This window comes from Micromonospora sp. NPDC051227, from assembly GCF_044455385.1.
Lineage (GTDB): Bacteria > Actinomycetota > Actinomycetes > Mycobacteriales > Micromonosporaceae > Micromonospora.
In genome coordinates, this window is sequence record NZ_JBITET010000008.1 from 255,790 (window position 1) to 279,964 (window position 24,175).

24 protein-coding genes are annotated in these 24,175 nt (G+C 72.1%); 11 read left to right on the forward strand and 13 right to left on the reverse strand.

Going from position 1 to position 24,175, the window contains the following annotated elements; genetic code table 11:
* Positions 1-13 precede the first annotated feature (13 nt).
* The 3 genes from ACIA47_RS21340 to ACIA47_RS21350 are packed head-to-tail and all read right to left on the reverse strand — an operon-like array spanning position 14 to position 2,785.
* Complete coding sequence (locus tag ACIA47_RS21340) at positions 14-604, reverse strand: N-acetyltransferase (protein ID WP_091401614.1); 591 nt, start codon at positions 602-604, stop codon at positions 14-16.
* Positions 601-2,112, reverse strand: coding sequence for an APC family permease (locus ACIA47_RS21345; protein ID WP_396710076.1), 1,512 nt, complete (start codon positions 2,110-2,112; stop codon positions 601-603). The genes ACIA47_RS21340 and ACIA47_RS21345 overlap by 4 nt, the downstream gene beginning before the upstream one ends.
* Before the next feature lie 46 nt (positions 2,113-2,158).
* Positions 2,159-2,785 (reverse strand): GPP34 family phosphoprotein, encoded by a 627-nt coding sequence (locus ACIA47_RS21350; RefSeq protein WP_203120641.1) that lies wholly within the window; start codon positions 2,783-2,785, stop codon positions 2,159-2,161.
* Between the two features lie 183 nt (positions 2,786-2,968).
* Between ACIA47_RS21350 and ACIA47_RS21355 the strand changes: the two genes are divergently transcribed.
* Genes ACIA47_RS21355 through hrpB form a run of 3 tightly spaced genes read left to right on the forward strand, consistent with a single transcriptional unit; the run spans position 2,969 to position 6,604 of the window.
* On the forward strand, positions 2,969-3,793 hold the full coding sequence (locus tag ACIA47_RS21355) for a helix-turn-helix domain-containing protein (RefSeq protein WP_396710154.1): 825 nt from the start codon (positions 2,969-2,971) through the stop codon (positions 3,791-3,793).
* 41 nt (positions 3,794-3,834) lie between these two features.
* Positions 3,835-4,035 carry a DUF397 domain-containing protein gene (locus ACIA47_RS21360; protein ID WP_112583435.1) on the forward strand — a complete coding sequence of 67 codons (201 nt, stop codon included), beginning with the start codon at positions 3,835-3,837 and terminating at the stop codon, positions 4,033-4,035.
* Positions 4,036-4,063: 28 nt separating this feature from the next.
* A complete protein-coding gene (gene hrpB / locus ACIA47_RS21365; RefSeq protein ID WP_396710079.1) occupies positions 4,064-6,604 on the forward strand; it encodes an ATP-dependent helicase HrpB in 2,541 nt (846 codons plus the stop codon).
* An 8-nt stretch (positions 6,605-6,612) separates the two neighbouring features.
* Here the strand turns inward: hrpB and ACIA47_RS21370 are convergent, their stop codons facing one another.
* The gene (locus ACIA47_RS21370; RefSeq protein ID WP_203122460.1) at positions 6,613-7,338 is read right to left on the reverse strand and encodes a protein phosphatase 2C domain-containing protein; all 726 of its coding nucleotides are present in this window, start codon (positions 7,336-7,338) and stop codon (positions 6,613-6,615) included.
* 274 nt (positions 7,339-7,612) lie between these two features.
* Between ACIA47_RS21370 and ACIA47_RS21375 the strand changes: the two genes are divergently transcribed.
* A complete protein-coding gene (locus ACIA47_RS21375) occupies positions 7,613-10,222 on the forward strand; it encodes a glycoside hydrolase family 9 protein (protein ID WP_396710081.1) in 2,610 nt (869 codons plus the stop codon).
* A gap of 66 nt (positions 10,223-10,288) precedes the next feature.
* Here the strand turns inward: ACIA47_RS21375 and ACIA47_RS21380 are convergent, their stop codons facing one another.
* Positions 10,289-10,945 carry an HAD family hydrolase gene (locus ACIA47_RS21380; RefSeq protein ID WP_396710083.1) on the reverse strand — a complete coding sequence of 219 codons (657 nt, stop codon included), beginning with the start codon at positions 10,943-10,945 and terminating at the stop codon, positions 10,289-10,291.
* Positions 10,946-11,172: 227 nt separating this feature from the next.
* On the opposite strand from ACIA47_RS21380, the gene ACIA47_RS21385 reads away from it, so the two are divergent.
* Complete coding sequence (locus ACIA47_RS21385) at positions 11,173-12,087, forward strand: hypothetical protein (protein ID WP_396710085.1); 915 nt, start codon at positions 11,173-11,175, stop codon at positions 12,085-12,087.
* A gap of 57 nt (positions 12,088-12,144) precedes the next feature.
* Here the strand turns inward: ACIA47_RS21385 and ACIA47_RS21390 are convergent, their stop codons facing one another.
* Genes ACIA47_RS21390 through ACIA47_RS21410 form a run of 5 tightly spaced genes read right to left on the reverse strand, consistent with a single transcriptional unit; the run spans position 12,145 to position 16,711 of the window.
* Positions 12,145-12,402, reverse strand: a complete 258-nt coding sequence (locus ACIA47_RS21390) for a UBP-type zinc finger domain-containing protein (RefSeq protein WP_091401591.1) — start codon at positions 12,400-12,402, stop codon at positions 12,145-12,147.
* On the reverse strand, positions 12,399-13,970 hold the full coding sequence (locus tag ACIA47_RS21395) for a Na+/H+ antiporter (RefSeq protein ID WP_396710088.1): 1,572 nt from the start codon (positions 13,968-13,970) through the stop codon (positions 12,399-12,401). Before ACIA47_RS21395 ends, ACIA47_RS21390 begins: the two co-directional genes overlap by 4 nt.
* 31 nt (positions 13,971-14,001) lie before the next feature.
* Positions 14,002-14,967 carry a TIGR03885 family FMN-dependent LLM class oxidoreductase gene (locus tag ACIA47_RS21400; RefSeq protein ID WP_396710090.1) on the reverse strand — a complete coding sequence of 322 codons (966 nt, stop codon included), beginning with the start codon at positions 14,965-14,967 and terminating at the stop codon, positions 14,002-14,004.
* 52 nt (positions 14,968-15,019) lie between these two features.
* Positions 15,020-16,435, reverse strand: a complete 1,416-nt coding sequence (locus ACIA47_RS21405) for an NADP-dependent succinic semialdehyde dehydrogenase (RefSeq protein WP_396710092.1) — start codon at positions 16,433-16,435, stop codon at positions 15,020-15,022.
* Positions 16,436-16,447: 12 nt separating this feature from the next.
* A complete protein-coding gene (locus ACIA47_RS21410; protein WP_091401582.1) occupies positions 16,448-16,711 on the reverse strand; it encodes a DUF6343 family protein in 264 nt (87 codons plus the stop codon).
* Between the two features lie 122 nt (positions 16,712-16,833).
* Here ACIA47_RS21410 and ACIA47_RS21415 point away from each other — a divergent pair, with 122 nt between their 5' ends.
* Positions 16,834-17,427, forward strand: a complete 594-nt coding sequence (locus tag ACIA47_RS21415) for an antibiotic biosynthesis monooxygenase (RefSeq protein ID WP_203122448.1) — start codon at positions 16,834-16,836, stop codon at positions 17,425-17,427.
* A gap of 120 nt (positions 17,428-17,547) precedes the next feature.
* On the forward strand, positions 17,548-18,399 hold the full coding sequence (locus ACIA47_RS21420) for a GDSL-type esterase/lipase family protein (RefSeq protein WP_396710095.1): 852 nt from the start codon (positions 17,548-17,550) through the stop codon (positions 18,397-18,399).
* A 17-nt stretch (positions 18,400-18,416) separates the two neighbouring features.
* On the opposite strand, the gene ACIA47_RS21425 is transcribed toward ACIA47_RS21420, so the two are convergent.
* The 3 genes from ACIA47_RS21425 to ACIA47_RS21435 form a co-directional block, all read right to left on the reverse strand.
* Entirely contained in the window at positions 18,417-19,172 is a 756-nt protein-coding gene (locus ACIA47_RS21425) for an EcsC family protein (protein ID WP_203122444.1), read from the reverse strand.
* A gap of 49 nt (positions 19,173-19,221) precedes the next feature.
* Complete coding sequence (locus ACIA47_RS21430; RefSeq protein WP_203122442.1) at positions 19,222-19,368, reverse strand: hypothetical protein; 147 nt, start codon at positions 19,366-19,368, stop codon at positions 19,222-19,224.
* Between the two features lie 106 nt (positions 19,369-19,474).
* The gene (locus ACIA47_RS21435; protein WP_396710098.1) at positions 19,475-20,335 is read right to left on the reverse strand and encodes a peptidase M23; all 861 of its coding nucleotides are present in this window, start codon (positions 20,333-20,335) and stop codon (positions 19,475-19,477) included.
* A 418-nt stretch (positions 20,336-20,753) separates the two neighbouring features.
* Between ACIA47_RS21435 and ACIA47_RS21440 the strand changes: the two genes are divergently transcribed.
* From ACIA47_RS21440 to ACIA47_RS21455, 4 genes are all read left to right on the forward strand, one after another.
* Entirely contained in the window at positions 20,754-21,674 is a 921-nt protein-coding gene (locus tag ACIA47_RS21440) for a PAC2 family protein (protein ID WP_355423646.1), read from the forward strand.
* A gap of 37 nt (positions 21,675-21,711) precedes the next feature.
* Positions 21,712-22,509, forward strand: coding sequence for an exodeoxyribonuclease III (locus ACIA47_RS21445; protein WP_396710100.1), 798 nt, complete (start codon positions 21,712-21,714; stop codon positions 22,507-22,509).
* Positions 22,510-22,526: 17 nt separating this feature from the next.
* Entirely contained in the window at positions 22,527-22,844 is a 318-nt protein-coding gene (locus tag ACIA47_RS21450; protein ID WP_203122435.1) for an antibiotic biosynthesis monooxygenase, read from the forward strand.
* Between the two features lie 256 nt (positions 22,845-23,100).
* Entirely contained in the window at positions 23,101-23,976 is an 876-nt protein-coding gene (locus ACIA47_RS21455) for an alpha/beta fold hydrolase (protein ID WP_396710102.1), read from the forward strand.
* Positions 23,977-24,175 lie beyond the last annotated feature (199 nt).

Here is a 24,175-nt window from a genome sequence, read left to right on the forward strand (position 1 = left end):
CGACCCGACCGGCTCAGTGCCCGACCGGCTCGCGCCACATCGGCCAGAACGGCGTTCCGTCGGGCACCCGGAACGGCTCGCCGGCCAGGTAGCCGTGCTTCGCGTACAGGTCCCGGCTGCGCGGGCTGCTCGCCTCCAGGTACGCCGGCATCCCGTTGGCGTCCAGCCAGGCGTGGTGGTGGCGCATCAGCGCGCTTCCCAAGCCCTGCCCCTGCCGGTCTGGCCGGGTCGCCAGGAACGCGAGGTGGTGGTGGTCCGGATGCGGGTGGTTCGCCGCGAACAGCTCGTCGAGGTGCTGGAACCGGTCGGTCCACTCGCCGCACGCGGCGGCCAGTCGGGCGTCGTAGTCCGCCGGCGGCGGCGCCGGCTGGCCGACAGACGGAAACCAGACCGCGACCGAGGCCCGGTCCGCTGTGGCGTGGACGATGCCGTGCCGCATCGCGTGCCCGACCAGGATCTCGAAGTCTCCGGCCAGTACCGCCTCCCGCTTGCTCGGGTCGGGGACCAGCCAGTACGTCACCTCCAGGACGGTGAACGCCTCGGCGATCCGACCCGCCACGAGGGTGGTCTCCTCCGGCCCGAGTTGCTCGATGACCACGCTCATCGGGTCACCTCCACGGCGGCCGGCGCCTCCGGCTTGACGGCGGCCGCGGCGCTCGCCGCCCCCAGGCCGATCCGGGCGTACGTGTCCGGGCGGTTGCTGCGCAGCAGCAGGGCCCAACCGATGCCCAGCAGGGCGGCCACCGGGTACGCGGCGGGCAGCGCCCAGCGCAGCGTCGAGTCCGGCGCGACGCCGAGCAGGTTGGCGAAGTTCGACACGGCCAACCAGATGATCACGAAGAGCGCGATGGTGGCCAGGCCGGGCGCGATGGCCCGTCGCCAGAGGTTCTCGCCCCCGGCGGAGCGGGCGAAGTAGGCGATCACCGCCACCGAGGTGGTGGCGATCAGCAGCAGGACACCGAAGCCGCCGGTGGTGCCGACCCAGAAGAAGAGCTGGACCACCGGATCCCAGCCGTTGACCGCGTACAGCAGGATGACCAGCAGTCCGAGGACGCTCTGCGCCACCGAGGCGGCCCGCGGCGCCCCGGTACGGGCCGAGGTCTGCCCGAACACCGCCGGCAGCACCCGCTCCCGACCGAGCGCGAAGGTGTAGCGGGCCGTGGTGTTGTGGAACGAGATCATCGCGGCGAGCACCGAGGTCAGGAAGAGCACCTGCCCGATGGTGACCGCGGTGTCGCCGAGGTGCGCGGCGGCCAGGTTGAAGATGAGCCCGACGCTCTGCTCGCCGGCCTCGGCGACGATCTGGTCCTGCCCGACCGCGACGGTCATGGTCCATGACGACAGCGCGTACAGCCCGGCGATGATCGCCACCGAGAGGTAGGTGGCCAGCGGCACCGTCCGCTTCGGGTCCTTGCTCTCCTCGCTGAAGACCACCGCCGACTCGAAGCCGACGAAGCCGAGGACGGCGAGCACCAGCACCGCGCCGACCCCCGGCACGAAGAGGTTGTCCGGTGAGAACGGGGCGAAGCTGACCCCACCCTCGGCCGGGTTGCCGAGCTGTCCCAGATCGAAGACGAGGACCACCACGATCTCGGCGACCAGCAGCGCGGCCAGGACCATGCCGTTGAGGTCGACCCGGAGCAGGCCGAGCAGGCCGACCAACGCCCACGCCACCAGGGCCACGACGGCCCAGTGCGGGTGCCCGCCGAAGAGCCGGTCGAGCACCGGCTCGGCCGCCACGCCGATGGTGCCGTACAGCCCGACCTGCAACGCGTTGTACGCGATCAGCGCGACCCAGGCGGCGCCCACGCCGGCCGGTCGGCCGAGGCCACGGGAGACGTAGGCGTAGAAGGCGCCGGCGTTCTCCACCCGGCGGGACATCGCCACGTAACCCACCGAGAAGAGCGCGAGCACAGCGGCGATCAGCAGGAAGGCCAGCGGGATGCCGGTCACCCCGATGACGCCGTAGCCGGTGGTGACGACGCCGGCCACCACGGTCAGCGGCGCGGCGGCGGAGAGGACGAAGAAGATCACCGAGGGGATGCCGAGACGGCCTCGGGCCAGGGCTTCGGAGACGTTGCTGGGTCGGTCGACTGTCGATGTCGGGGGCATACGACTACTCCGATTGTCGAGGGGAGGGTTGGGGGTTACCGGGGGATCAGGGGACGCCGCGCAGCACGGCGGCGCCGACGGCGGCCTCGGTGTGCCCGACGAGTTCCTTGAGTGGCGCCGGCAGCGCGGGGATGAGGACGTTCAACCGGTGGTGCGCGCGGGGGCCGGCGCTCCACAGCACCTCGCGGGTCAGCCCCGCGGCCACGACCAGGCCGAGCAGCAGGGCGTCCGGCACGCCCGGCGGTTCCGGCCGGTCCAGCAGGGCCCGTAGCCGGGTGGCCGGCCAGGCCACCGCGTTGAGGTCGATCGGCAGGTAGCTGACCGTGGTACGCAGCAGCCGGCGACTCTCCTGGCGGCGCAGCACCCCGGCGCGGGCCAACCGCTCCCCCACCGAGGTCGTGGCGCTCTGCGCCAGGAAGCTCAGCCAGGTGCGCAGCTCCCGGTGCTGGGGCTCACCGACCAACTGGTCCAGCACCGTGTGCGCCAGGGCGTCGGCCGGCGGACGCCGGTCGATGACGGTGATCTGCCCGGCCGTGACGGTGATGTGTCCATAAAGGATCAGCTCGCCGAGGAGCCCGCCGGCCAGGCCGAGCCCGGTCGCCGCCGGGTGCAGTTTGGCCTTGCCGCGACTGTCGTTGTGTGCGATCAGGAAGAACTCGTCGGCGATGAGCAACGGTCCTCCCGCACAGGTGTGTCCACAGTGATCGCGACCGGGAAAGGATGCACCGACAGCTACTGCAACGCAACTCCCAGATTTGAAAGTTGCACTCCGTGCATGTGCGACCTGCGGATCTTGTCGTGGCAGACTCGGACGGTGACCGCCACTCCCGCCATCCGGCCCGCCGCCAGCCCTACCGTGCGGCGCCGCCGCATCGCCCGGGAACTCCGCCAACTTCGGGAACGGGCGGGCATGACCCTCGATGTGGCCGCCCGTCAGCTCGACATGTCGAAGAGCAACCTCTCCCGGATCGAGACCGCGCAGATCGGCATCAAACCGCGCGACGTCCGGGCCGCTCTCGCGCTGTACCAGGTGACCGGTTCGGATGCCGAGGCGCTGATCGAGATCGCCCGGGGGGCGCAGCAGCGCGGCTGGTGGCAGAACTACAGCGACGTGCTTCCCGAGTGGTTCGAGTTCTACGTCGGCCTGGAGGCCGAGGCGGCGGCGCTGCGCACGTACGAGGCCGAGTCGGTGCCCGGGCTGTTGCAGACCGAGGCGTACGCCCGGGAGATCTTCCGGCGCACCGCCGGCGAGGACGGCCTGGAGCGCAAGGTCGCCGCCCGACTGCGCCGACAGGAGGTGCTGCGCCGCGAGGACCCGGTCGACCTGTCGGTGATCCTCAACGAGGCGGTGCTCCTGCGCCCGGTTGGCGGCGCCGCAGTTATGGCCGAGCAACTCGTCCACATGGGTCGGATCGCTCAACTACCCAACGTGACAATTCAGGTACTTCCCTTCACGGCTGGCGGGCATCCGGCCATGAGCACCCCGTACGTGATCCTCAACTTCGCCGATGCCGCCGACGCGTCAGTGGTTTACCTGGATAACCTCACGATGGGGCTGGCTCTGGAGGAAGCCGATCATGTGCTCGGGTATAGCCTTCTGCACGAGGAGCTGTGCCGGATGGCGCTCGATCCGACGGCGTCGTTGACCCGTCTTGAGCATGCTTCTCGTAACTTTGCGTGACCGCTTCTGCGGCACGCCGACGCAGACGAGAGGTACCGCGGATGACGGCGTACGACCTGACCCGAGCGGATTGGCGCACCAGCACGCGCAGCAGCGGCAACGGCAACTGCGTGGAGGTCGCGACAGTCGACGGTCAGGTCGCCGTCCGGGACAGCAAGGACCGCTCCGGCCCGGTGCTCGCCTTCGGTGCGCCGGCCTGGCGGGCCTTCGTGCTCGGCGTCGGCGAGGTCCGTCGCTCCTGACGCACCCGTCCCGGTGCGAGACTGGGCCGTGCTCTCCGACGTAACAGTTGACCTGCCGGTCCGTCCGGTGCTGCCGGCGCTGGTCGCGGCTCTCGACGCGGCCGGCGCCGGTGTGCTGGTGGCCCCGCCGGGCACCGGCAAGACGACCCTCGCGCCGCTGGCCGTGGCCGACCGGGTGACCGGTCGGGTGGTGATCGCCCAACCCCGCCGGGTGGCGGCCCGTGCCGCTGCCCGGCGCATGGCCGAGCTGCTCGGCGAGCGGGTCGGTGAGCGGGTCGGCTACGCGGTGCGCGGCGAGCGCCGGGTCGGCCGGGCCACCCGGATCGAGGTGGTCACCACCGGCCTGCTGGTCCGCCGGCTGCACCACGACCCGGAGCTGCCCGGCACTGGTGCCGTGCTGCTCGACGAGTGCCACGAACGCCAACTCGACGCCGATCTCGCGCTGGCCTTCACAGTGGAGGCGCGCGCCACCCTCCGGCCGGACCTGTGGCTGCTGGCGATGTCGGCGACCCCGGACACCGACCGGTTCGCCGCGCTACTGGGCGGGCCGGCCCCGGCCCCTGTGGTACGGGCCGACTCGGCGTTGCACCCCGTAGAGCGGATCTGGGTGCCCCCGGCCCGCCCGATCGCCCCGCCCGGGGCCGGGCCGGTGGACCGGGCCCTGCTCGACCACGTGGCCGCCACCGTCCGGCGGGCGCTACGCGAGCACGAGGGCGACGTGCTCGTCTTCCTGCCCGGGGCCGGCGAGATCGCGGCGGTCACCGGCCGGCTGGCCGACCTGCGGGACGCGGTCGCGCTGCTGCCGCTGCACGGCCGTCAACGCGGCACCGAGCAGGACGCCGCTCTGCGTCGCGCGGACCGACGACGGGTGGTGCTGGCCACCGCGCTGGCCGAGACCAGTCTGACCGTCCCGGGTGTGCGGATCGTGGTGGACGCCGGGCTGTCCCGGGTGCCCCGGATCGACTTGGCCCGTGGGTTGGGCGCGCTGGTCACCGTGCCGGTCTCCCGGGCCGCCGCCACCCAGCGGGCCGGCCGGGCCGGCCGGGAGGCCCCCGGGTACGTCTACCGCTGCTGGTCGGCGGCGACCCACGAGCGGCTGCCCGCCCGTGCCGAGCCGGAGATCGCCACCGCCGACCTGACCGGCTTCGCGTTGGAGCTGGCCGCCTGGGGCGCACCGGACGGCGTCGGGCTCGCGCTGCCCGACGCGCCGCCGGCAGCCGCGATGACGGTGGCCCGGGACACCCTGGAGACCCTGGGCGCTGTCGACGCCGACGGTCGGATCACGGCGCGGGGGCGGTCGATCGCCGCCGCCGGGGCGCACCCACGGCTGGCCCGGGCGCTGCTCGACGGCGCCGGCCGGGTCGGCGCCGACCGGGCCGCCGAGGTGGTCGCCCTGCTCGCCGAGGAGAGCGCGGCCAGCCCCGGTGACGATCTGGTCGCCGGCTGGCGTCGGCTGCGCACCGGTGTGGACACGGGCGCGACCGCCCGCTGGCGCACCGAGGTACGCCGGCTGCGGGCCGCGCTGCCGCCCGGCGCCCCGCCGAAGGGCCGCGCCGACGCCGCCGGCCGCACCGGCTCGGGTGGACTGAGCGACGATCTCGCCGCCGGGCTGCTCGTCGGTCTGGCGTACCCGGAACGGTTGGCACGGGTGCGGCGGCCGGGCGGTTCGGCGTACCTGATGACCGGCGGGACCGCCGCGGAGCTGGCGGCCGGCTCGGGGCTGACCGGGTCCGACTGGCTGGCGGTGGCGGTCGCGGACCGCACCCCCGGCGCGCCGTCGGCCCGCATCCGCCGGGCCTCCCCGGTGGACGAGGCGACGGCCCGGGAGGCGGCCGGCCCGTTGCTACGCACGGGCCGTGAGGTCGGCTGGTCCGACGGGGACGTGGTGGCCCGGGAGGTGACCCGGCTGGGCGCGATCGAGCTGGTCCAGCGGCGGCTGGACCGGCCGGACCGGGCGGAGGTGGCCGCCGCGCTGCTGACCGGCCTGCGTCAGGACGGGCTGGGGCTGTTGCCGTGGACGCCAGCTGCTCGGGCGCTGCGCGAGCGGCTCGCGTTCCTCCGACACCACCTGGGCGAGCCATGGCCGGAGGTCGGCGACGACTCGTTGCTCGACGCCGCGCCGAGCTGGCTGGGCCCGGAACTGGCCGCCGCGCGACGCCGGGCCGACCTGGCGCGGGTGGACGTGCCGTCGGCGCTGCGTCGACTGCTGCCCTGGGCGCAGGCCGCCCGCCTCGACGAGCTGGCCCCGGAGCGGATCGAGGTGCCGAGTGGTTCTCGGATCCGGCTGGACTACGGCGACCCGGCCGCGCCGGTGCTCGCCGTGAAGCTCCAGGAGACGTTCGGCTGGCCGGCGGCGCCCCGCATCGCCGACGGTCGGGTGCCGGTGCTGCTGCACCTGCTCTCCCCCGCCGGACGCCCGGTGGCGGTCACCGCCGACCTGGCGTCGTTCTGGCGTACCGGCTATCCGCAGGTCCGCTCCGAGCTGCGCGGGCGCTATCCCCGGCACCCGTGGCCGGAGGATCCGGGAACGGCGACACCCACCCGGCACGCCACGCCACGTCGGCGCTGAGCGCCGGCCTACTCCTCGACGACGTCGGCCACCACGACTGTGACGTTGTCCGGCGCGCCGGCGTGCAGGGCCAGGTCGATCAGCTTGCCGGCGCAGGCGCCCCGGTCCGGATAGCCGCTGAGCACCTCGCTGAGGGTGTCCGGACGGACCACGTTGGAGAGGCCGTCGCTGCACAGCAGCCACCGATCGCCGGCCCGGGGCACCATCGTCGCGTACGACGGGGAGACCTCGTCGCCCTGCAACGCCTGGGTGACCACGGCGCGGCGCGGGTGGCTGCTGGCCTGGTCCGCGGTGATCACGCCCTGATCCACCAGCATCTGGACGAACGTGTCGTCCCGGGTGACCTGCTTGAGCACTCCCTCGCGGAACAGGTAGGCCCGGGAGTCGCCGACGTGCGCGAGGGCCAGGCAGCTGCCGGTACGGGCGAAGAGCAGGGCGGTCAGCGTGGTGCCCATGCCCTGACGCTCGGGATCCTCGGCGACCGCCTGTCGGATCCGGGAGGTGGCCAGCGCGATGCCGCCCTCGAGCGCGGCCACCAGGGCGTCCTCGGGTGTCTCCACGTCCAGCGGGGCGACCGCGTCGATGGTGAGGGCGCTGGCCAGGTCGCCGGCGGCCATCCCGCCCATACCGTCGGCGACGGCGACGAGCCAGTTGCCGGCGTGCAGGGCGTCCTGGTTTCCGCTGCGGATCAGCCCACGGTCGCTCGTTCCCACGGAACGCAGCTTCAGGGTCATGGGAGGCAGCCTGCCAGGAGAAGGGCGCAGTTGTCTCTAGGAGATCAGGACGACGGCGCGTGGCGCGGCCAATCTCACGTCCGGGTGGCGGCGCGTCGGGGGCGCCGCTCGGGCTGACCGCCCTCGTCGGATGCTGAAACCCATCCAACCAGATCAATTGACATGGCGTACCGGCACTGGAAACATCGAGCCGATACCTGGGAGCGCTCCCAGGTCACCTCCGCATCACAGTGCCACCACCAACGTCCCACTTTCCGTCCCGGAAGGACTCCCCGTGACGCCATCCCGACGCCGCCTCCTGTTGGCTGCGGCGACCACTCTGGCCCTCACCGGCGCGGGCGCCGGCGCGGCCCACGCCGACCCACCACCGGACGCCCCCGAGCAGATCGACAACGGCGACTTCAGCGCCGGGGTGAGCCCCTGGTTCTCCTTCGGCACCGGCGCGCTGGCGGTCACCGACGGCCAGCTCTGCACCACAGTCGCGGGCGGGCTGGCCAACCCGTGGGACGCCGGCATCGGCCAGGACGGCGTGCCGCTGATCGCCGGCGCCGAATACACCCTCGGCTTCGCGGTCTCCGCAACTCCCGGCGCCGCGGTCAAGGCCGTGTTGCAGCTCGGCAGCGCCCCGTACACCACGTACGCGGCCGTGGACGCCACAGCGACCGGCACCCTCCAGCGGGTCGAGCAGACCTTCACCGTCCCGGACGACAACCCCAGCGCCCAACTGATCTTCCAGGTCGGCGGTTCCGCCCAGGCGCAGACCATCTGCCTGGACGACGTCTCGCTGCGCGGCGGCGAGCCGCCCGAGCCGTACGAGCCGGACACCGGGCCACGGGTGCGCGTCAACCAGGTCGGCTACCTTCCCGGCGGCCCGAAGAACGCCACTGTCGTCACCGAGGCCACCGAAGCATTGCCCTGGCAGCTGCGCAACGCCGCCGGCGCCGTCGTGGCCAGTGGCACCACCACCGCTCGCGGTGTCGACGCCGCCTCCGGGCAGAACGTGCAGACGGTCGACTTCTCCAGCTACCGCACCCCCGGCAGCGGGCTCACGCTCACCGTGGACGGCGAGACAAGCCACCCGTTCGACATCTCCGGCACCCTCTACGACCAGCTGCGCTCCGACTCGTTGCAGTTCTTCTATGCCCAGCGCAGCGGCATCGCCATCGACGGTGACCTGATCGGCGACGAGTACGCCCGACCCGCCGGCCACCTCGGTGTCGCACCCAACCAGGGCGACACCAACGTGCCCTGCCAGCCGGGTGTCTGCGACTACTCCCTGGACGTGCGCGGCGGTTGGTACGACGCCGGCGACCACGGCAAGTACGTGGTCAACGGCGGCATCGCCACCTACCAACTGCTGAACACCTTCGAGCGGACCAAGACGGCGGCCACCGCCAACGGCGGCGCGGAACTCGCCGACGGCACGCTGCGGGTGCCCGAGCGCGACAACGGGGTGCCGGACATCCTCGACGAGGCGCGCTGGGAACTGGAGTTCCTGCTGCGCATGCAGGTGCCCGCCGGCAAGCCGCTCGCCGGCATGGTCCACCACAAGATCCACGATCAGAACTGGACCGGGCTGCCCCTCGCCCCGCAGGACGACCCGCAGCCGCGCGAGCTGCACCCGCCGTCGACCGCGGCCACCCTCAACCTGGCCGCCACCGCCGCCCAGTGCGCCCGGCTCTTCGCCCCCTACGACGCGGCGTTCGCGACCCGCTGCGGCACTGCCGCGAAGACCGCCTACGCCGCGGCCAAGGCCCACCCGGCGGTGTACGCCAGCCCGACCGACGGCACCGGCGGCGGCGCGTACGACGACAGCAACGTCACCGACGAGTTCTACTGGGCGGCGGCCGAGCTGTACCTGACCACCGGGGCGCAGAACTACCTGGCCGACCTGACCGCGTCACCGCACCACACCGGAAACGTGTTCGACGCCCGGGGCTTCGGCTGGCAGAGCGTGGCCGCGCTGGGCCGCCTCGACCTGGCCACCGTGCCGAACGGGCTACCCGCCGCCGACCTGGCCCGGGTCCGCGCCTCGGTCACCGCCGCCGCCGACACCTACCTCGCCGAGCTGCGCCGGCAGGCGTACGGGCTGCCGATGCCCGGTGACGCCAACAGCTACTTCTGGGGCGGCAACAGCAACGTCATCAACAACGCCGTGGTGCTGGCCACCGCGTTCGACCTGACTCGCAACCCCGTCTACCGCGACGGCGCCGTGCAGGCCATGGACTACATCCTCGGTCGCAACGCCCTGAACATCTCCTACGTCACCGGGTGGGGAGAGCACGCCGCGCAGAACCAGCACAGCCGGATCTTCGGCCACCAGCTCGACCCGAACCTGCCCCGACCGCCCGCCGGTTCCCTCGCCGGTGGCCCGAACGCGGCCCTCCAGGACCCGTTCGTGGCGCAACTGCTCGCCGGCTGCGAGCCGATGTTCTGCTACGTCGACGACATCAACTCGTACTCGACCAACGAGGTGGCGATCAACTGGAACTCGGCGCTGGCCTGGATCTCCTCGTTCCTGGCCGACCAGGGTGACGCCGGCGCGGTGCCGGCCACCACCTGCACGGCCCGCTACACCAACTACGGCGCCTGGCAGGGCGGCACCGGGTTCACCGGGCAGCTGACCATCCAGAACACGGGCACCGCGGCCATCAACGGCTGGAGCGTGCGCTTCGCGTTCACCGGTGACCAGCGGGTACGCGAGGCGTGGCTGGCGAAGGTCGCCCAGTCGGGAGCGACGGTGACCGCGCGCAACGAGTCGTACAACGCCAAGATCGCACCCGGCGGCACTGTGACGTTCGGCTTCAACGCGACGACAGGCGGCGGCGCCAACCCGAGCCCCGGCCTGGTCACTGTCAATGGAGCGGCCTGCTCGCTGACCTGACCGACGTCCTGGTGGCCGCCCTTCCCGGGCGGTCACGGGGACCGCACGATCAGCGCGGCCGGCGGGTCAACCGCCGGCCGCGTTGTGCTCCGCCACCAGGCTCGGGAGTTCGTCCAGCGAGTCGATCCGGAACAGGCACCGCACGGCCACTGTGGAGGGATCGAGGATGTGCCCCCACGGACCGCGTCGGATCAGGCACGTCTTCATGCCCGCCTCCAGGGCCGGACGCACGTCGTTGTCGGGCCGGTCGCCGACGTACAGGATCGACGACGCGACGCCACCGCCCGCGGCGACGACCCGCTCGAAGAACACCGGTGACGGCTTCGCAACACCCCACCCGTGCGACGTGCCGATCACGTCCACCGGAAGGTCGAGATCGCGCAGAGTCGCCTCCGCATGAGCTGGCTGGTTACCGGCCAGGCCCACGAACAGGCCCTGGTCCTTCAAGGACTCCAGGCACCCCCGCGCGTCCGGGTAGAGATCCTCCTCGGCGAACGACTCCGGCTGGCCGGCAGCCGCCCGACGCTCGAGCTCGATGGCGAGATCGAAGTCGGGCCGGAAGACCCGGAACGTCTCCTGATAGTCCAGACCCCGGGCGATCACCGCACCGAAGACCGCCGAGAACGTGTGCCGGGGCACGCCGAGCCAGTCGGCCCAGGCGGCGAACTCGTGGGACTCGTCGAGAATGGTCCCGCCAACATCGAAGATGACCGTGTCAATCATGTCCGTCCCCCGTTGACGCTCGCACGTCGGTGAAGCATAGACGGGAGTACGGCCGCCACCAGGGCTTCCATGATCACTTGATGGGGTGCCGCTGGCCCGCCGGAGGCCGTTCGGGACGAGTGGGCGAGGGCCTGCGGCTGGCACTGTCGAGCTGATGACGTGAACGAATCACCGGGCACACCGCAAAACCGATGGATCGGTCGCCCCGAGTGAGCCATGGTGACGCCATGGATGGCGACGAACTGCCGGGCGCGGAGCGTCGGGTGTGGGCGGCGATGCCGGCCGGGACGCGGACCGCGTTGGCCGGGCTGTCCGGCGCGGACCTGCGTACTCTGCTGCTGGGCCTGGCCCGCGACCGGGCGGCGGCCGTGCGCCCACCCGAGGTGCTACGCCGCTGGGGCGAGGACCGCTTCGTCCGCCCGGCCCGCGCCGATCCGCGCGTGCTCGCACAGGTGGAGGCCAGGATGTGGCAGCTACTACCCGCCGACGTCGCCGGTGTGGAGCTGTCGCCGGTCGTACCGGTCGGCACCTGCTCGGCGGTCGCGCCGGTCAGCCAGAACAGGGTCGTCACCACGATGCGCGCCAGCGAGGTGCTGAGCGACCCCACCAACGCCCTCGCCATCGAGGCGGCCGTGCGTCGCCGCCGACAGAGCGAGGTGCACCTGGCCGCCGCCCATCGGGTGCTGCGGGCGCAGGATTTCGGCGGCGACGCGTCGGCGCACTTCCGGCTCTTCGCCCTGGTCTCCAGCGCCCGGGACACTGGCTCGGGCGGCACGCAGGCCCGGCTGCTGGTCCGGCACCTCAGCTACTGGCGGGCCGTGCTCGCCGAGTTGGCACCGGCGGCCGCGCCTCGGCTGCACGTCACCGCCTTCGACGATCGGGTCATCCGGGAGCGGCTGGCCGACACCGTCCGACCGGCGCTCGCCGGGGACGTGGTGCCGCTGGTGGACGAACCGGAACGATCTCGCGGTCGCGGCTACTACACGGGGTGCGCCCTGCGGATCACCGCCCTGGGCGGCAGCCTGGAGATCGGCGACGGCGGCCTCACCGACTGGACCGCCAGGCTGAGCGGCGACGCAAAGGAACGATGCCTCGTCTCCTGCCTCGCCACCGAACGTCTCGTCGACGGCATCAGCCGCTGAGCCGGGCGCAGTGACGACCGCCCTGCCCCGGCGCGCCGACCCAACGTCGGCCAACGCTCAGCCGATCTCCTCGTCGACGAAGCACCAGCGCCAGGCCTCGCCCGGTTGCGCCGAGCGGATCACCGGGTGGCCGGTGGACGCGAAGTGCTTGCTCGCGTGCTGGTTCGGCGACGAGTCACAGCAGCCGACCTGCCCGCAGCTCAGGCAGGTGCGCAGGTGCACCCAGTAGGTGTCACCGATGGCGACGCAGTCCGCGCACTCGTCGGGGGTACGCGGCTCGGCGGCACCGGCCTCGGTCAGGTGCTGACAGCTCACTTCTCAACCTCTCGCAGCAACGACTCTTCCAGGTCCAGGTCACGGTAGGCCCGCACCAGCACTTCCTCAGGAATCCGACCGGAGTCCCGGGCCGCCCGGAACACATCCCGCTCGGCGTCGATCATCTCCTGCCGCAGCCGACCGTACGCCTGCGACGGGGTCTCCCGCTCGGTGCCACCGAGCCGTTCCCACGCCATGTTGGTGCGGTCCTCGACCGCCCGACGCAGCCGGTCCACTACAGCATCCGGGGCGCTGTCGGCCAACTCGTCGAGGCGGTCCTGGGCGGCCTTGCTGGCCTGCTGCTGCACCCCGGCCGCGGAGAGCGCGTCCTGCACCGGGTCGTCCTGTGGCAGCTTCAACCGGCGGGCGACGAGCGGCAGGGTGGCGCCCTGGCCGACCAGGGTGAAGACGATCACAGCGAAGGCCAGCCAGATGAACAAAGCCCTGGGGTACGGCTCGTCGCCGGCCAGGGTCAGTGGAAGGGCCAGCGCGGCGGCCAGGGTGACCACGCCCCGCATGCCGGCCCACCCGATGATGATCGGGAACTTCGGTGACGGGCGCTCGTCACGGCGGCGGACCCGGGGGACCAACCGGGCCAGGTAGGTGGCCGGGAAGAGCCAGACGAACCGGGTCAGGAAGACGGTGGCGAGCAGCGCGAAGGTGATCAGGATGAGCGAGCCGATCGGCTCGTCGAGATCCCGCAGCACCTCCCGCAGCTGGAGCCCGACCAGCAGGAAGACCAGGCCCTCCAGCAGGAAACGGACCAGCCGCCAGAATGCGCCGACCTGCAACCTGGACGCCGCCGACAGCAGCTGGGGCAGCTTGTGCCCGAGCACCAGCCCGGTGACGACCACCGCGACCACCCCGGAGGCGTGCAGGTGTTCGGCGGTGAACACCACAGCGAACGGGATGATCAGTGACAGCGCGTTGTCCAGCAACGGGTCGGTGATCCGCCGATGCAGGAAGCCGAACACCAGCGCCCCGAGCGCCCCGATCAGGATGCCGCCGCCGGTGGACCGCAGCACCTCGATGGCGATCTTGTCGGCGCCGGCGGCCGAGCCGACGGTGGCCATCGTCGCGACCCGCAGCAGCACCAGCGCGGTGGCGTCGTTGACCAGGCTCTCGCCCTCCAGGATGGTGACGACCCGGCGGGGCAGCCCGACCCGGCGGGCGACGGCCGTGGCGGCCACGGCGTCCGGTGGGGCGACCACCGCTCCGAGGGCAAGGCAGATCGCGAACGGTAGCTGCGGCAACAGCAGGTGCAGCACCAGCCCGACCACGAACGCGGTAAACAACACCAGGCCGACCGCCAGCAGCAGGATCGGCCGGATGTTGTTCTTGAACGCCGGCACCGAGGTCTCCAGCGCGGCCACGTAGAGCAGCGGCGGCAGGATGCCGACCAGCACCAACTCCGGGTCGAGTTCCACCTGTGGGAAGCCCGGCACGAACGAGAGCCCCAGGCCGAGAACAACCAGCACGATCGGCGCGAGCAGGCCGAGTCGGCGGGCCAACGCGGCACCCAGGGTGGCGATCGCCAGGAAGACGACGACCGGAAACAGGCTTTCCATGGGGTACGAGCCTAGGGGTACGCCTGTTCGATCAGCCGCCCGGGCGCAGCTTCGGCAACACCTCCGCACCGAACGCGTCGATGAAGCCGCGCTGCTCCTGCCCGACGTGGTGCAGGGCGATCTGGTCGAAGCCGAGCTGCACGTACTCCTCCAGCCAGCCGACGTGCCGACCCAGGTCCGCCGACACGTTAACCACCTCGGCGACCCGCTGCGCCGGTACGTCGGCGGAGACCACGTCGAAGTGTTCGACCGTCTCCAGGTCCCAGCAGACCGGCGGGGCGAAGACGTTGCTGCGCCACTGGTCGTGGGCGATGGCCTCGGCCTGGGCCTGCTCCGGCGCCCAGGAGACGTGCACCTGGAGATGCAGCGGCCCCCGCCCGCCCGCGTCCCGGTACGCGTCGATCATCTCGCGCAGGTGGGCCACCGGGGCGTTCACGGTGATCAGCCCGTCCGCCCATTCGGCGCACCAGCGGGCGGTGGCCACGCTGACGGCGGCACCGACCAGCGCGGGCGGCTGCTCGGGGCGGGTCCACAGCCGGGCCCGATCCACCCGGACCAGGCCGTCGTGGCTGACCTCCTCGCCGGCCAGCAGGGCCCGGATCACGTCCACGCACTCGCGCAGCCGGGCGCTGCGTACGTCCTTGCGCGGCCACGGGTCGCCGGTGATGTGCTCGTTGCTGGCCTCGCCGGTGCCCAGGGCCGCCCAGAACCGGCCCGGATACATCGCGCCGAGGGTGCCGATCGCCTGCGCGATGATCGCCGGGTGGTACCTCTGGCCGGGCGCGTTGACCACGCCGAACGGCATGCCGGTGGCCTGCAACGCCGAGCCCAGCCAGGACCAGGCGAAGCCGGACTCGCCCTGCCGGGCGCTCCACGGGGAGAAGTGGTCGGAGCACATGGCGGCGTCGAAACCGGCCCGCTCGGCGTGGATCACCGCCTCCAACAGGGCGCGTGGACCGATCTGCTCATGTGAGGCGTGGAACCCGAACGACGTCATGGGCACACTTCCTACCCACGACGACGCCGGCTGACGCGTGCCGCGCCCCGAACTACTCGGCGTGTGCGCCGGCGCCGGCCGAGGCGGCACCCTCGCCCACCCAGACGGTCTTGGTGTTGCAGAACTCCCGCATGCCCAGCGCCGACAGTTCCCGCCCGTAACCGGAGTTCTTCACACCGCCGAACGGCAACTCGGGGTACGAGGTGGTCATCCCGTTGATGAAGACGTTGCCGGCGTCCAGGTCGGTGGCGAAGCGCTCCTGCTCGGCGGGGTCCCGGGTCCAGGCGTTCGAGCCGAGCCCGAAGCTGGTGCCGTTGGCGACCTCGATGGCCTCCTCGTACGACGAGACCCGGAACAGACCGGCCACCGGGCCGAAGACCTCCTCCGACCACATCCGCATCCGCGGGGTGAGGTCGGTGACCACTGTCGGCGGGTAGAACCAGCCGTCGCCGCTCGGCGGCTCGCCGCCGCAGAGCACCGTCGCGCCGTTGTCCGCCGCGTCGCGGACCTGCGCGTGCACCTCGTCGCGGCCACGCTCGCTGGCCAGCGGCCCGACGTCGGTGTTCGGGTCCATCGGGTCGCCGACGCGCAGCGCGGCCATGTTGGCGGCGAACTTCTCGGCGAAGGCGTCGAACACGTCGGTGTGCACGATGAACCGCTTCGCGGCGATGCAGGACTGGCCGTTGTTCTGGCAGCGGGCGGTGGTGGCCACCTCTGCGGCGCGGTCCACGTCGGCTGAGGGCATCACCACGAAGGGGTCGCTGCCGCCGAGTTCGAGGACTGTCTTCTTCAGCTCCCGGCCGGCGATCTGGGCGATGGACCGGCCGGCGGGCTCGCTGCCGGTGAGCGTCGCGGCGCGTACCCGGGGGTCGCTGAGGATGTGGTCGACCGCCTCCGAGTCGACCAGCACTGTGGTGAAGGCCCCCTCGGGGAAGCCTGCTCGCCGGAACACGTCCTCCAGCAGCAGCGCGGTCTGTGGCACGTTCGAGGCGTGCTTGAGCAGGCCGGTGTTGCCGGCCATCAGTGCCGGGGCGGCGAAGCGCATCACCTGCCAGAGCGGGAAGTTCCACGGCATCACCGCGAGCACCACGCCGATCGGCTGGTAGCGGATGAACGCCTGGGTGGCCTTCACGGCGGCGGCGTCGGCGGGCTCGTCGGCGAGGAACGCGGGGGCCTTGTCGGCGTAGAAGCGGGCGGCGGTGGCGCACTTGGTCACCTCGGCCTGCGCCGAGGCGTACGTCTTGCCCATCTCCGTGGTCATGATCCGGGCGATTTCGTCGCGCTCGGCGTCCAGCAGGTCGGCCGCGGCGTTCATCCACTGGGCGCGCTGGTCGACGGTCGTCGCCCGCAGCTGGCGGAACGCGAGGTCGGTGCGCTCGATGGCGTCGTCGAGTTGCTCGGTGGACATCGCCTCATAGGTCTTGAGCACCTGTCCGGTGGCGGGGTTGGTGGTGGCGATGTGGGGCATTCCGTCCTCCTGTCACTCGAACAACGAGTGTCGTACGCCCGGCTCCTCGCGGCGGCGGGCGGCGCGGCGGCGCTGGATCACGACCAGGTCGACCACGGCGACCACGGCGAAGATCGCGCAGAGTACGCCGAGCCAGGCGATGCCGGCCCAGAATGCCAGCACCGCGAAGAGCACCATGATCACCAGCCCGAAGCTGGCAAGGGTGAGCCGAAGGTTCAGCGCGCTGTTCGCGTGGCCGACCGTGCCACGGGCGCGCCGGGGCTGCGATCTCGTCATACCCACCGACCTACCCCCGATCGGCCGGATTAACCGGTACCCCGCGCCCGCGCACCCGCACGCGTCGGTGTGCTCCGGCACATCCGTTCGCGCCGCGGCCCCGTCGACCGCAGGATGGGCGCATGTCAATGACCCTCGCCGTGCCGGTGACCGTCTCCATCGCCCGCCGCGTCGACCCCGGCCGGGCCAGCGAGATGGTGGCGTGGATGCGGGCCGGTACCGCGCTGGCCGAGGCGTTCCCCGGCTTCCTCGGCGCCGGATGGGTGCAGAGCGGCCCCGGTTCGCCGGAGTGGCACATGCTCTACCGCTTCGCCGACGCCGAGACGCTGCGCCGGTGGGAGGAGTCGCCGCAGCGGCACTGGTGGCTCAGCTCGGCGCAGGGCATCGTCGAGCACACCCGGGTCGAGCGGCGTACCGGGATCGAGGGCTGGTTCGACAGGCCGCTGGAGCACTCGGTGGACCCGGTGGAGTCGGCCCCGCCCGCGTCGCCGCCCCGCTGGAAGCAGGCGGTGACGATCTGGCTGGCGTTCTTCCCCCTGAGCCTGACCGCCACCCTGCTGACGAGCCGCTTTCTCGACGCGGTGCCACTGGCGGCCCGGGTGCTGCTGATGACGCTCTGCCTGACCCCGCTGATGACCTATCTGGTGCTCCCCCGGATCACCCGGGCGTTGCACTGGTGGCTGCACGGTCAGCGGGCACCGTGGCGGGACGCATAGCACCCCGACGGCTTCCGCGTCGGCACTCTGCCGCATAGCCGACAGCAACTTCCCGGCAAGCCACATCCTGCGCATAGAGTTACCGAGCTGTCGCTCTGTGCTGCGGGAACGGGAGACGTCATGCCTCGACGCTGGGTCGCCGCACTGGCCTGTCTCGCGGCGCTGGTAGCGCTGGCCTGCGAGGGCGGCAACTCCGCGGAACCCCGCCCCACCACGAGTGCCCCGCCGTCGAGCGGGCCGGGCGGCATCGCCGCCCTCGGCGACTCGATCAGCACCGGCTTCGCCTCCTGCCTGGTGCTCACCTCCTGCGAACGCAACTCCTGGTCGACCGGGGACGGGCTGCGGGTGCAGAGCCACTACCGGCGACTGCTCGAACAGAATGCGGCGATCCGCGACCGGACCTACAACCATGCCCGTCCCGGCGCCCGAGCGGACGCCCTGGCGGGTCAGGCCCAGGCGGCGGTACGCGACCGCCCCGACTACGTCACAGTGCTGATCGGTGCCAACGACGTCTGTCGGGGTGGGGTGGACGCGATGACGCCGGTGGCCCGGTTCCGGGCCGACGTCGACCGGGGGCTGCGGGTCCTGCGGACCGGCCGGCCGAAGGCCCGGGTGCTGGTGGTGAGCATTCCCGACCTGTACCGGCTCTGGGAGGTCGGGCACGACGACGCCCGGGCGACCCGCGCGTGGCGGCGGGGAATCTGCCCGGCCCTGCTGGCCGACGCGACCTCGACCGCACCGGCCGACCGGGCGCGCCGGGCCGCCGTCCGGGACCGGATCGACGCGTACAACGCCGAGTTGAAGGCGGCCTGCCGGGCGTACGGGGCACGGTGCCGGCACGACGGCGGCGCGTTGCACAAGGTCCGGTTCACCCTGGACCTGCTCAACCCGCTGGACTGGTTCCACCCCAACGCCACCGGCCAGGGCCGCATCGCTGAGGTGACCTGGCGCTCCTCCGGCCTGGCCGGCTGACGACCCCGGACGGGCCGTCAGGGTTGGCGCGGCTCCGGGACGGCGTCGCCGCGGGAGCCGTAGAGGGCCCGGGATCGCTGGGCGAGGTCTTTTGTAGCCGACGAGTTGGCCCAGGTGCCGAGCACGATTGCCGCACCGGGGACGATCTTGGCGACCATCCGCTTCGCGGCCCGGACGCCGGCCATCTGGGCCAGCCGGATGCCGAGTTGCAGCATGACCCGACCGAGCGGACGCTGACCGCCCAGGCCGAAGAGCGCGTCGGCGCGTTCCCGGCCGGCGGCCACGCCGAGCGCCAGCCGGGCGCTCTCGGCGACCTTGTGCACCCGCTGGAGCACCAGCAGGTCGGTGGCGCGGTCATTGTGCAGGGGGTCGACGTCGTACGCGGCGGCGATGTGCAGCACCATGCGCGCCTGGGTCCATGCCAGCACGCCCACGTCGATCACGGCGCCGGGCAGCCCGGCCGCGCCGGAGACCGCGCCGGACAGTCGGGCCAGGTTGACGAACTTGCGGGCCGCCTGGTCGGCCAGGACGTCGGCGGAAACCCCGGGCTGCTCGGCCCGGGCACGGGCGGCCCACTGCACGGCTTCCGGCCCGAGGCGGCGCACCGCCTCCAGGGCAAGGTGCTCCGGCGCGTACTGCGGGTCGTCACGCATCCGGTCCCAGAGCCGGGCCGGCGGACCCTCGGGGGCGTCAACCGGCCCGGCCGGCACGTCGACGGACGGCTGCGGAGTAGGTGCGGCGGGCTGACCGCCGACGGGCGGGGTGTCGGTCACCAGGTCTCCCCAGGGGTGGAAACGGTGGACAGGGCGGCCGATGGAGCGGTCAGCGGCGGCGGTTGGAGAACCGAGCTGCCAACCCCTTCAGCTTCTGCTGGTTGCCCGGCTTGGCCATCTCGCGCCGGCCCCGGTCGACCAACTGCTGCCCCTTCGGTGATTTCAGAAACGCGCTGATCCGCTGCATCAGTGACATAACGTCCTCCTGTCGGTGGTCCCGTAGTCATGTGTACCCCGAACCCGCAACACATGTACCCGGGATGCGACAGCCTCAACCCTGACCGTCCATAGTGGGCGGTAGGTTACCGCCCCGCCGGCACGATGGCGTCAACGACCCGGGTGGCCCGCCACTCGTGCTGCTGGTAGTGCTCGGGGTACGCGGAGACCTGCACCGCCTGGGCGGCGTCGGTGAGCCGCATCCGCTGCCAGCCGGGCACCTGCTCCAGCGCGCTGAGGAACTGCCGGGTGGCGAACTCGGGGTCCATCAGCCGCTCCACCGGGCCCCAGCCGCTGCTGGAACGCTGTTGGAACAACCCGACCGAGTCGTGGTCCCAGCCGACGCCCTGGTGCGGATAGTCCTGCGACTCGGGCAGTACGCCGCTGGCCACGTTGTAGAGATTGCTCTCCTGCATGGCGGTGGCCACCGCGATCACCAGACCCCGGCGCGGCACACCCATCTTGCGGCCGGTACTGACGATCGCCTCGGCGTTCTCCATCTGGTCCTCGTCCAGCCCGGCGACGGGCGCCGGGTCGGTCGGGCGAGCGGGGGCGACAGTGCGTGCCCGCGCGCTGGTGTCCGGGTCGGCGGGGCTCGCCGCGGCGGACTGGGCGGCGGCGGAGGTGCTCGGGGCAGGCGTGCGGTCGAGGGAACGGGAGGCGCGCTGCTGCTCGGCGCGCTGCGCCAACTCGGCACTGGAGAGCGATCCACTCCGGGTCGCGGCGTCGGCGTCGTCGTTACGAACCTGGACGACGGCGGTCAGACCGAGACAGCACACCACACCGGTGGCCAGCGCCAGCTGTGCCCGGCGTCGACCGGTCAGGTCCCGGGCGTACGCCCGGAGCCGGCTCGCGGTGGTTGTCCGTTCGGTTGAGGTGCCATCCTCCGTATCGGCAGTGGGCCTGCTCGGGGCGTACGGGTCGTCGAGGGTGCCGTCGTCACGCATCAACCGAGGCTAGGCAGGCGGAAACCCTGATCACGCACGGTGATCACGTGGCGCTCGACACAGATCGGAGCCGTACTGCTGGACGACCTGGGCGGGGTGACCCGCCCGGGGAACGGACCTCGCGTACCGGATGAACCTGGCGCCACACGCGGACCGGCACGGCCCGGACAGGACGGCACATTCCACCGCCGAGTCTGACATGATCGACAAACTCGGCCTTTGGGCCGAACCGTCCCTCGGTCGATCGGCCAGGAGGCTCGACCTGATGGCGTAAACAGCCGATTAGTCTGGTCACGCCCACCACCCGGCCAACGGATCGCCCGACGCAGGAATGCACCAGGATGGCGGGTACGTTGCCCGAACGGGTGCCCTCCGTCGCGAGGCACCCCGCAGGCACATTTCAGGGAGGTCCGCACCGGTGCTCGACCCACACGAGCTCTACCAGCTCACCGACGATCTGCCCGACCTCGGGCAGCCGGTCCTGATCCAGGCCCTCACCGGGTTCGTGGACGCCGGAAACGCCAGCCGACTGGCGCGTGAGCAGCTACTCACCTCGCTGGAGGGTCGGCCGATCGCCACGTTCGACGTCGACCAGCTCTTCGACTACCGATCGCGACGACCGGTGATGACCTTCGTCGAGGACCACTGGGAGAGCGTTGACGCGCCCAAGCTGGAGCTGCACCTGCTGCACGACGACGACGAGACCCCGTTCCTGCTGCTCACCGGCCCCGAACCGGACCTTCAGTGGGAGCGTTTCGTGGCCGCCGTCGCCGGGCTCGCCGCCCGGCTGGACGTCCGGCTCACAGTGGGGCTCAATTCGATTCCGATGGCGGTCCCGCACACCCGGCCCACCGGGGTGACCGCGCACGCCACCCGCCCCGAGCTGATCGCCGGCTACGAGCCCTGGTTACAACGCGTCCAGGTGCCCGGCAGCGTCGGTCACCTGCTGGAGTTCCGCCTCGGCGAGCAGGGCCGCGACGCGCTGGGCTTCGCCGCCCACGTGCCGCACTACGTGGCGCAGACCGAATACCCGGCCGCCGCCGAGGTGCTGCTCACCTCGGTGTCACGCAGCACCGGGCTACTGCTGCCCGGCGACGGGCTGCGCTCGGCCGCCGAGGTGGTCCGGGTGGAGATCGACCGGCAGGTCGCGCAGACCGAGGACGCCGCGGCCCTGGTCCAGGCCCTGGAGGAGCAGTACGACGCGTTCGCCCGAGGTCGGGGCGAGAAGAGCCTTCTCGCCCCGGACGCCGGCCCACTGCCCACGGCCGACGAACTCGGCGCCGAACTGGAACGGTTCCTGGCCGAACAGACCCGTCCCGGCGACACCCCGGGCAGCTGACCCGGCGTCCCGGCGGCGGATGCGGCAGGCTGGGGGCATGCGCCTGGCGACCTGGAACGTCAACTCGGTGAAGGCCCGCCTACCCCGGCTGCTCGAGTGGCTGGCCGACACCGGGCCGGACGTCGTCTGCCTGCAGGAGACGAAATGCCCGGACGGCGCCTTCCCGGCGACCGAGGTGGGCGCGCTGGGCTACACCGTGGCCAGCCACAGTGACGGCCGGTGGAACGGGGTGGCCATCCTGTCCCGGGTCGGGCTGGGCGACGTCCGGGTCGGGTTCGCCGGTGAACCCGGCTTCCCCGAGCCGGAGGCCCGGGCCATCTCCGCCACCTGCGACGGGGTGCGGGTCTGGTCGGTGTACGTGCCCAACGGCCGGACGCCGGACGACCCGCACTACGCGTACAAGTTGGCCTGGTTCGCGGCGCTGCGCGACGCACTGGACGCCGAACTGGCCGGTGGGTTGCCGCTGGCGGTCTGCGGCGACTTCAACGTCGCCCCGACCGACGCCGACGTCTGGGACCCGGCGGTCTTCACCCACTCCACGCACGTCACCCCGGCCGAGCGGGCAGCCCTCGCGGCGCTGCGCGACCTGGGCCTCAGCGACGTCGTGCCCACCCCGATGAAGGGCCCGCACCCCTTCACCTACTGGGACTACCGGGCCGGCATGTTCCACCAGAACAAAGGCATGAGAATCGACCTGGTGTACGCCTCCGCGCCGTTCGCCCGAGCGGTCCGCTCCGCGTACGTGGACCGGGAGGCCCGCAAGGGCAAGGGCCCCTCCGACCACGCGCCGATCGTTGTCGACGTGGACCTGGTCCCGGCGGTCGAGGCGTTCTGAGTGGCTAGGGTGGGCAGATGGCAGTCGTGAAGATCAACGCAATCGAGGTCCCGGCCGGCAGCGGCGCGGAGTTGGAGAAGCGGTTCGCCGCCCGGGCCGGCGCGGTGGAGAGCTCCCCCGGCTTCCTCGGCTTCGAACTGCTCCGCCCGGTGGCCGGCGAGACCCGCTACTTCGTCTACACGAAGTGGGAGAGCGAAGAGGCGTACCAGGCGTGGGCCGCCGGCCCGTCGCGCGCCGCCCACGCCGCCGCCCCCGGCGACAAGCCCCGTCCCCCGGTCTCCGCCGGTGCCAGCCTGCTGGAGTTCGAGGTGGCCCTGCACGTCCCCCAGCCCTGACCATCCACGCGGCTTGATCCACTCCGGTTCAATGAAACCGGGGTGTCCGAGTCCGTGGGATACCGCGACATCAAGAATCCCGTGTCGATCACCACCGCGGGGCCGGGCCGCACCGCGCCTCAGCCAAATGCCGGCGGGCCGGGCGTTTCCGTTGATAGCGTCGAAGCGGCCCGAGCGGCAGCCGGCCACCAGTCGCCCTGCCCGCCGGCACAGGCCGTTCACGCCGAGCGGTCCCAGGAAGGTGCGGGGTCCGGCCATGTTCGACGGCTTCGAAGAGTTCGACATCGACACGCCCGGCGCGACGATCCACGGACGCCGCGGCGGAAGCGGGCCGCCGGTTCTGCTGCTGCACGGCATCCCCGAGACGCACCTCATGTGGCATCAGGTCGCGCCACGGCTCGCCGAGCACTACACAGTCGTCGCCACCGACCTGCGGGGTTGGGGCGACAGCGGTAAGCCTCCGAGCAGTCCGGATCACGAGCCGTACAGCATGCGAGCCATCGCCCGGGACCAGGTCGCGGTGATGCGGAGTCTGGGCCATGAGCAGTTCCGCCTCGTCGGCCACGATCGCGGGGCGCGCTGCGCGTACCGGCTCGCGCTGGACGAGCCGGACGCCGTCACGCGGCTGGCCGTGATGGACGTGGTGCCCATCGGAGACGTCTACGACCGCGCCGACCGGACGTTCAGCCTCTCCTACTGGGTCTGGTCCTTCCTGGCGGCGCCCGCGCCGGTGCCCGAGCGGTTCATCGACGCGGCGCCCGCGGTGCTCGTCGACTTCATGCTCGACACCTGGCCCGAGGTGCAGGACGCCTTCCCCGCCGAGGTCCGGGCGGCGTACGTCAAGCAGTTCAGCGACCCCGCGACCGTGCACGCGATCTGCGAGGAGTTCCGGGCCGCCTCGACGCTGGACTACCAGCAGGACGAGGCGGATCGCGGGAACCGGAAGATCACCTGCCCGGTGCTGTTTCTCTGGAGCCAACGCGGCCAGGTCGCGAAGCTCTACGACGACCCGCTCGCGATCTGGCGCGAGTGGGCCGACGACGTACGCGGCGAGCCGGTCCCGGTCGGGCACTTCATTCCGGAGGAAGCCCCCGACGAGACCACCCGCCAACTCCTGGCCTTCCTGGGCTGACGCCGACGCTGTCCCGGCGCCCGCCGCCGCTGTCCGTTGCCCGCCGCCGACGCTGCCCGGCGCCCCTCGCCGACGCTGGCCCGGCGCGCCCCCGCCGGCTTGATCCACTCGGGTTCAATGAAACCGGGGTGTCCCGGTCGGTCCGATACCGCGACTTCAATGATCCCGAGTCGATCAACCGCAGCGGCCGAGGATCGGC

What these genes read in the sequence shown, in the direction of transcription:
- ACIA47_RS21400 (WP_396710090.1), bottom strand. Translation starts at nt 14,967, where the DNA reads ATGACGTCGTTCGGGTTCCACGCCTCACATGAGCAGATCGGTCCACGC.
- ACIA47_RS21435 (WP_396710098.1), bottom strand. Translation starts at nt 20,335, where the DNA reads ATGCGTGACGACGGCACCCTCGACGACCCGTACGCCCCGAGCAGGCCC.
- ACIA47_RS21410 (WP_091401582.1), bottom strand. Translation starts at nt 16,711, where the DNA reads ATGACGAGATCGCAGCCCCGGCGCGCCCGTGGCACGGTCGGCCACGCG.
- ACIA47_RS21360 (WP_112583435.1), top strand. Translation starts at nt 3,835, where the DNA reads ATGACGGCGTACGACCTGACCCGAGCGGATTGGCGCACCAGCACGCGC.
- ACIA47_RS21415 (WP_203122448.1), top strand. Translation starts at nt 16,834, where the DNA reads ATGTCAATGACCCTCGCCGTGCCGGTGACCGTCTCCATCGCCCGCCGC.
- ACIA47_RS21450 (WP_203122435.1), top strand. Translation starts at nt 22,527, where the DNA reads ATGGCAGTCGTGAAGATCAACGCAATCGAGGTCCCGGCCGGCAGCGGC.
- ACIA47_RS21370 (WP_203122460.1), bottom strand. Translation starts at nt 7,338, where the DNA reads ATGACCCTGAAGCTGCGTTCCGTGGGAACGAGCGACCGTGGGCTGATC.
- ACIA47_RS21385 (WP_396710085.1), top strand. Translation starts at nt 11,173, where the DNA reads ATGGATGGCGACGAACTGCCGGGCGCGGAGCGTCGGGTGTGGGCGGCG.
- ACIA47_RS21430 (WP_203122442.1), bottom strand. Translation starts at nt 19,368, where the DNA reads ATGTCACTGATGCAGCGGATCAGCGCGTTTCTGAAATCACCGAAGGGG.
- ACIA47_RS21455 (WP_396710102.1), top strand. Translation starts at nt 23,101, where the DNA reads ATGTTCGACGGCTTCGAAGAGTTCGACATCGACACGCCCGGCGCGACG.
- ACIA47_RS21345 (WP_396710076.1), bottom strand. Translation starts at nt 2,112, where the DNA reads ATGCCCCCGACATCGACAGTCGACCGACCCAGCAACGTCTCCGAAGCC.
- ACIA47_RS21420 (WP_396710095.1), top strand. Translation starts at nt 17,548, where the DNA reads ATGCCTCGACGCTGGGTCGCCGCACTGGCCTGTCTCGCGGCGCTGGTA.
- ACIA47_RS21340 (WP_091401614.1), bottom strand. Translation starts at nt 604, where the DNA reads ATGAGCGTGGTCATCGAGCAACTCGGGCCGGAGGAGACCACCCTCGTG.
- ACIA47_RS21380 (WP_396710083.1), bottom strand. Translation starts at nt 10,945, where the DNA reads ATGATTGACACGGTCATCTTCGATGTTGGCGGGACCATTCTCGACGAG.
- ACIA47_RS21395 (WP_396710088.1), bottom strand. Translation starts at nt 13,970, where the DNA reads ATGGAAAGCCTGTTTCCGGTCGTCGTCTTCCTGGCGATCGCCACCCTG.
- ACIA47_RS21405 (WP_396710092.1), bottom strand. Translation starts at nt 16,435, where the DNA reads ATGCCCCACATCGCCACCACCAACCCCGCCACCGGACAGGTGCTCAAG.
- ACIA47_RS21445 (WP_396710100.1), top strand. Translation starts at nt 21,712, where the DNA reads ATGCGCCTGGCGACCTGGAACGTCAACTCGGTGAAGGCCCGCCTACCC.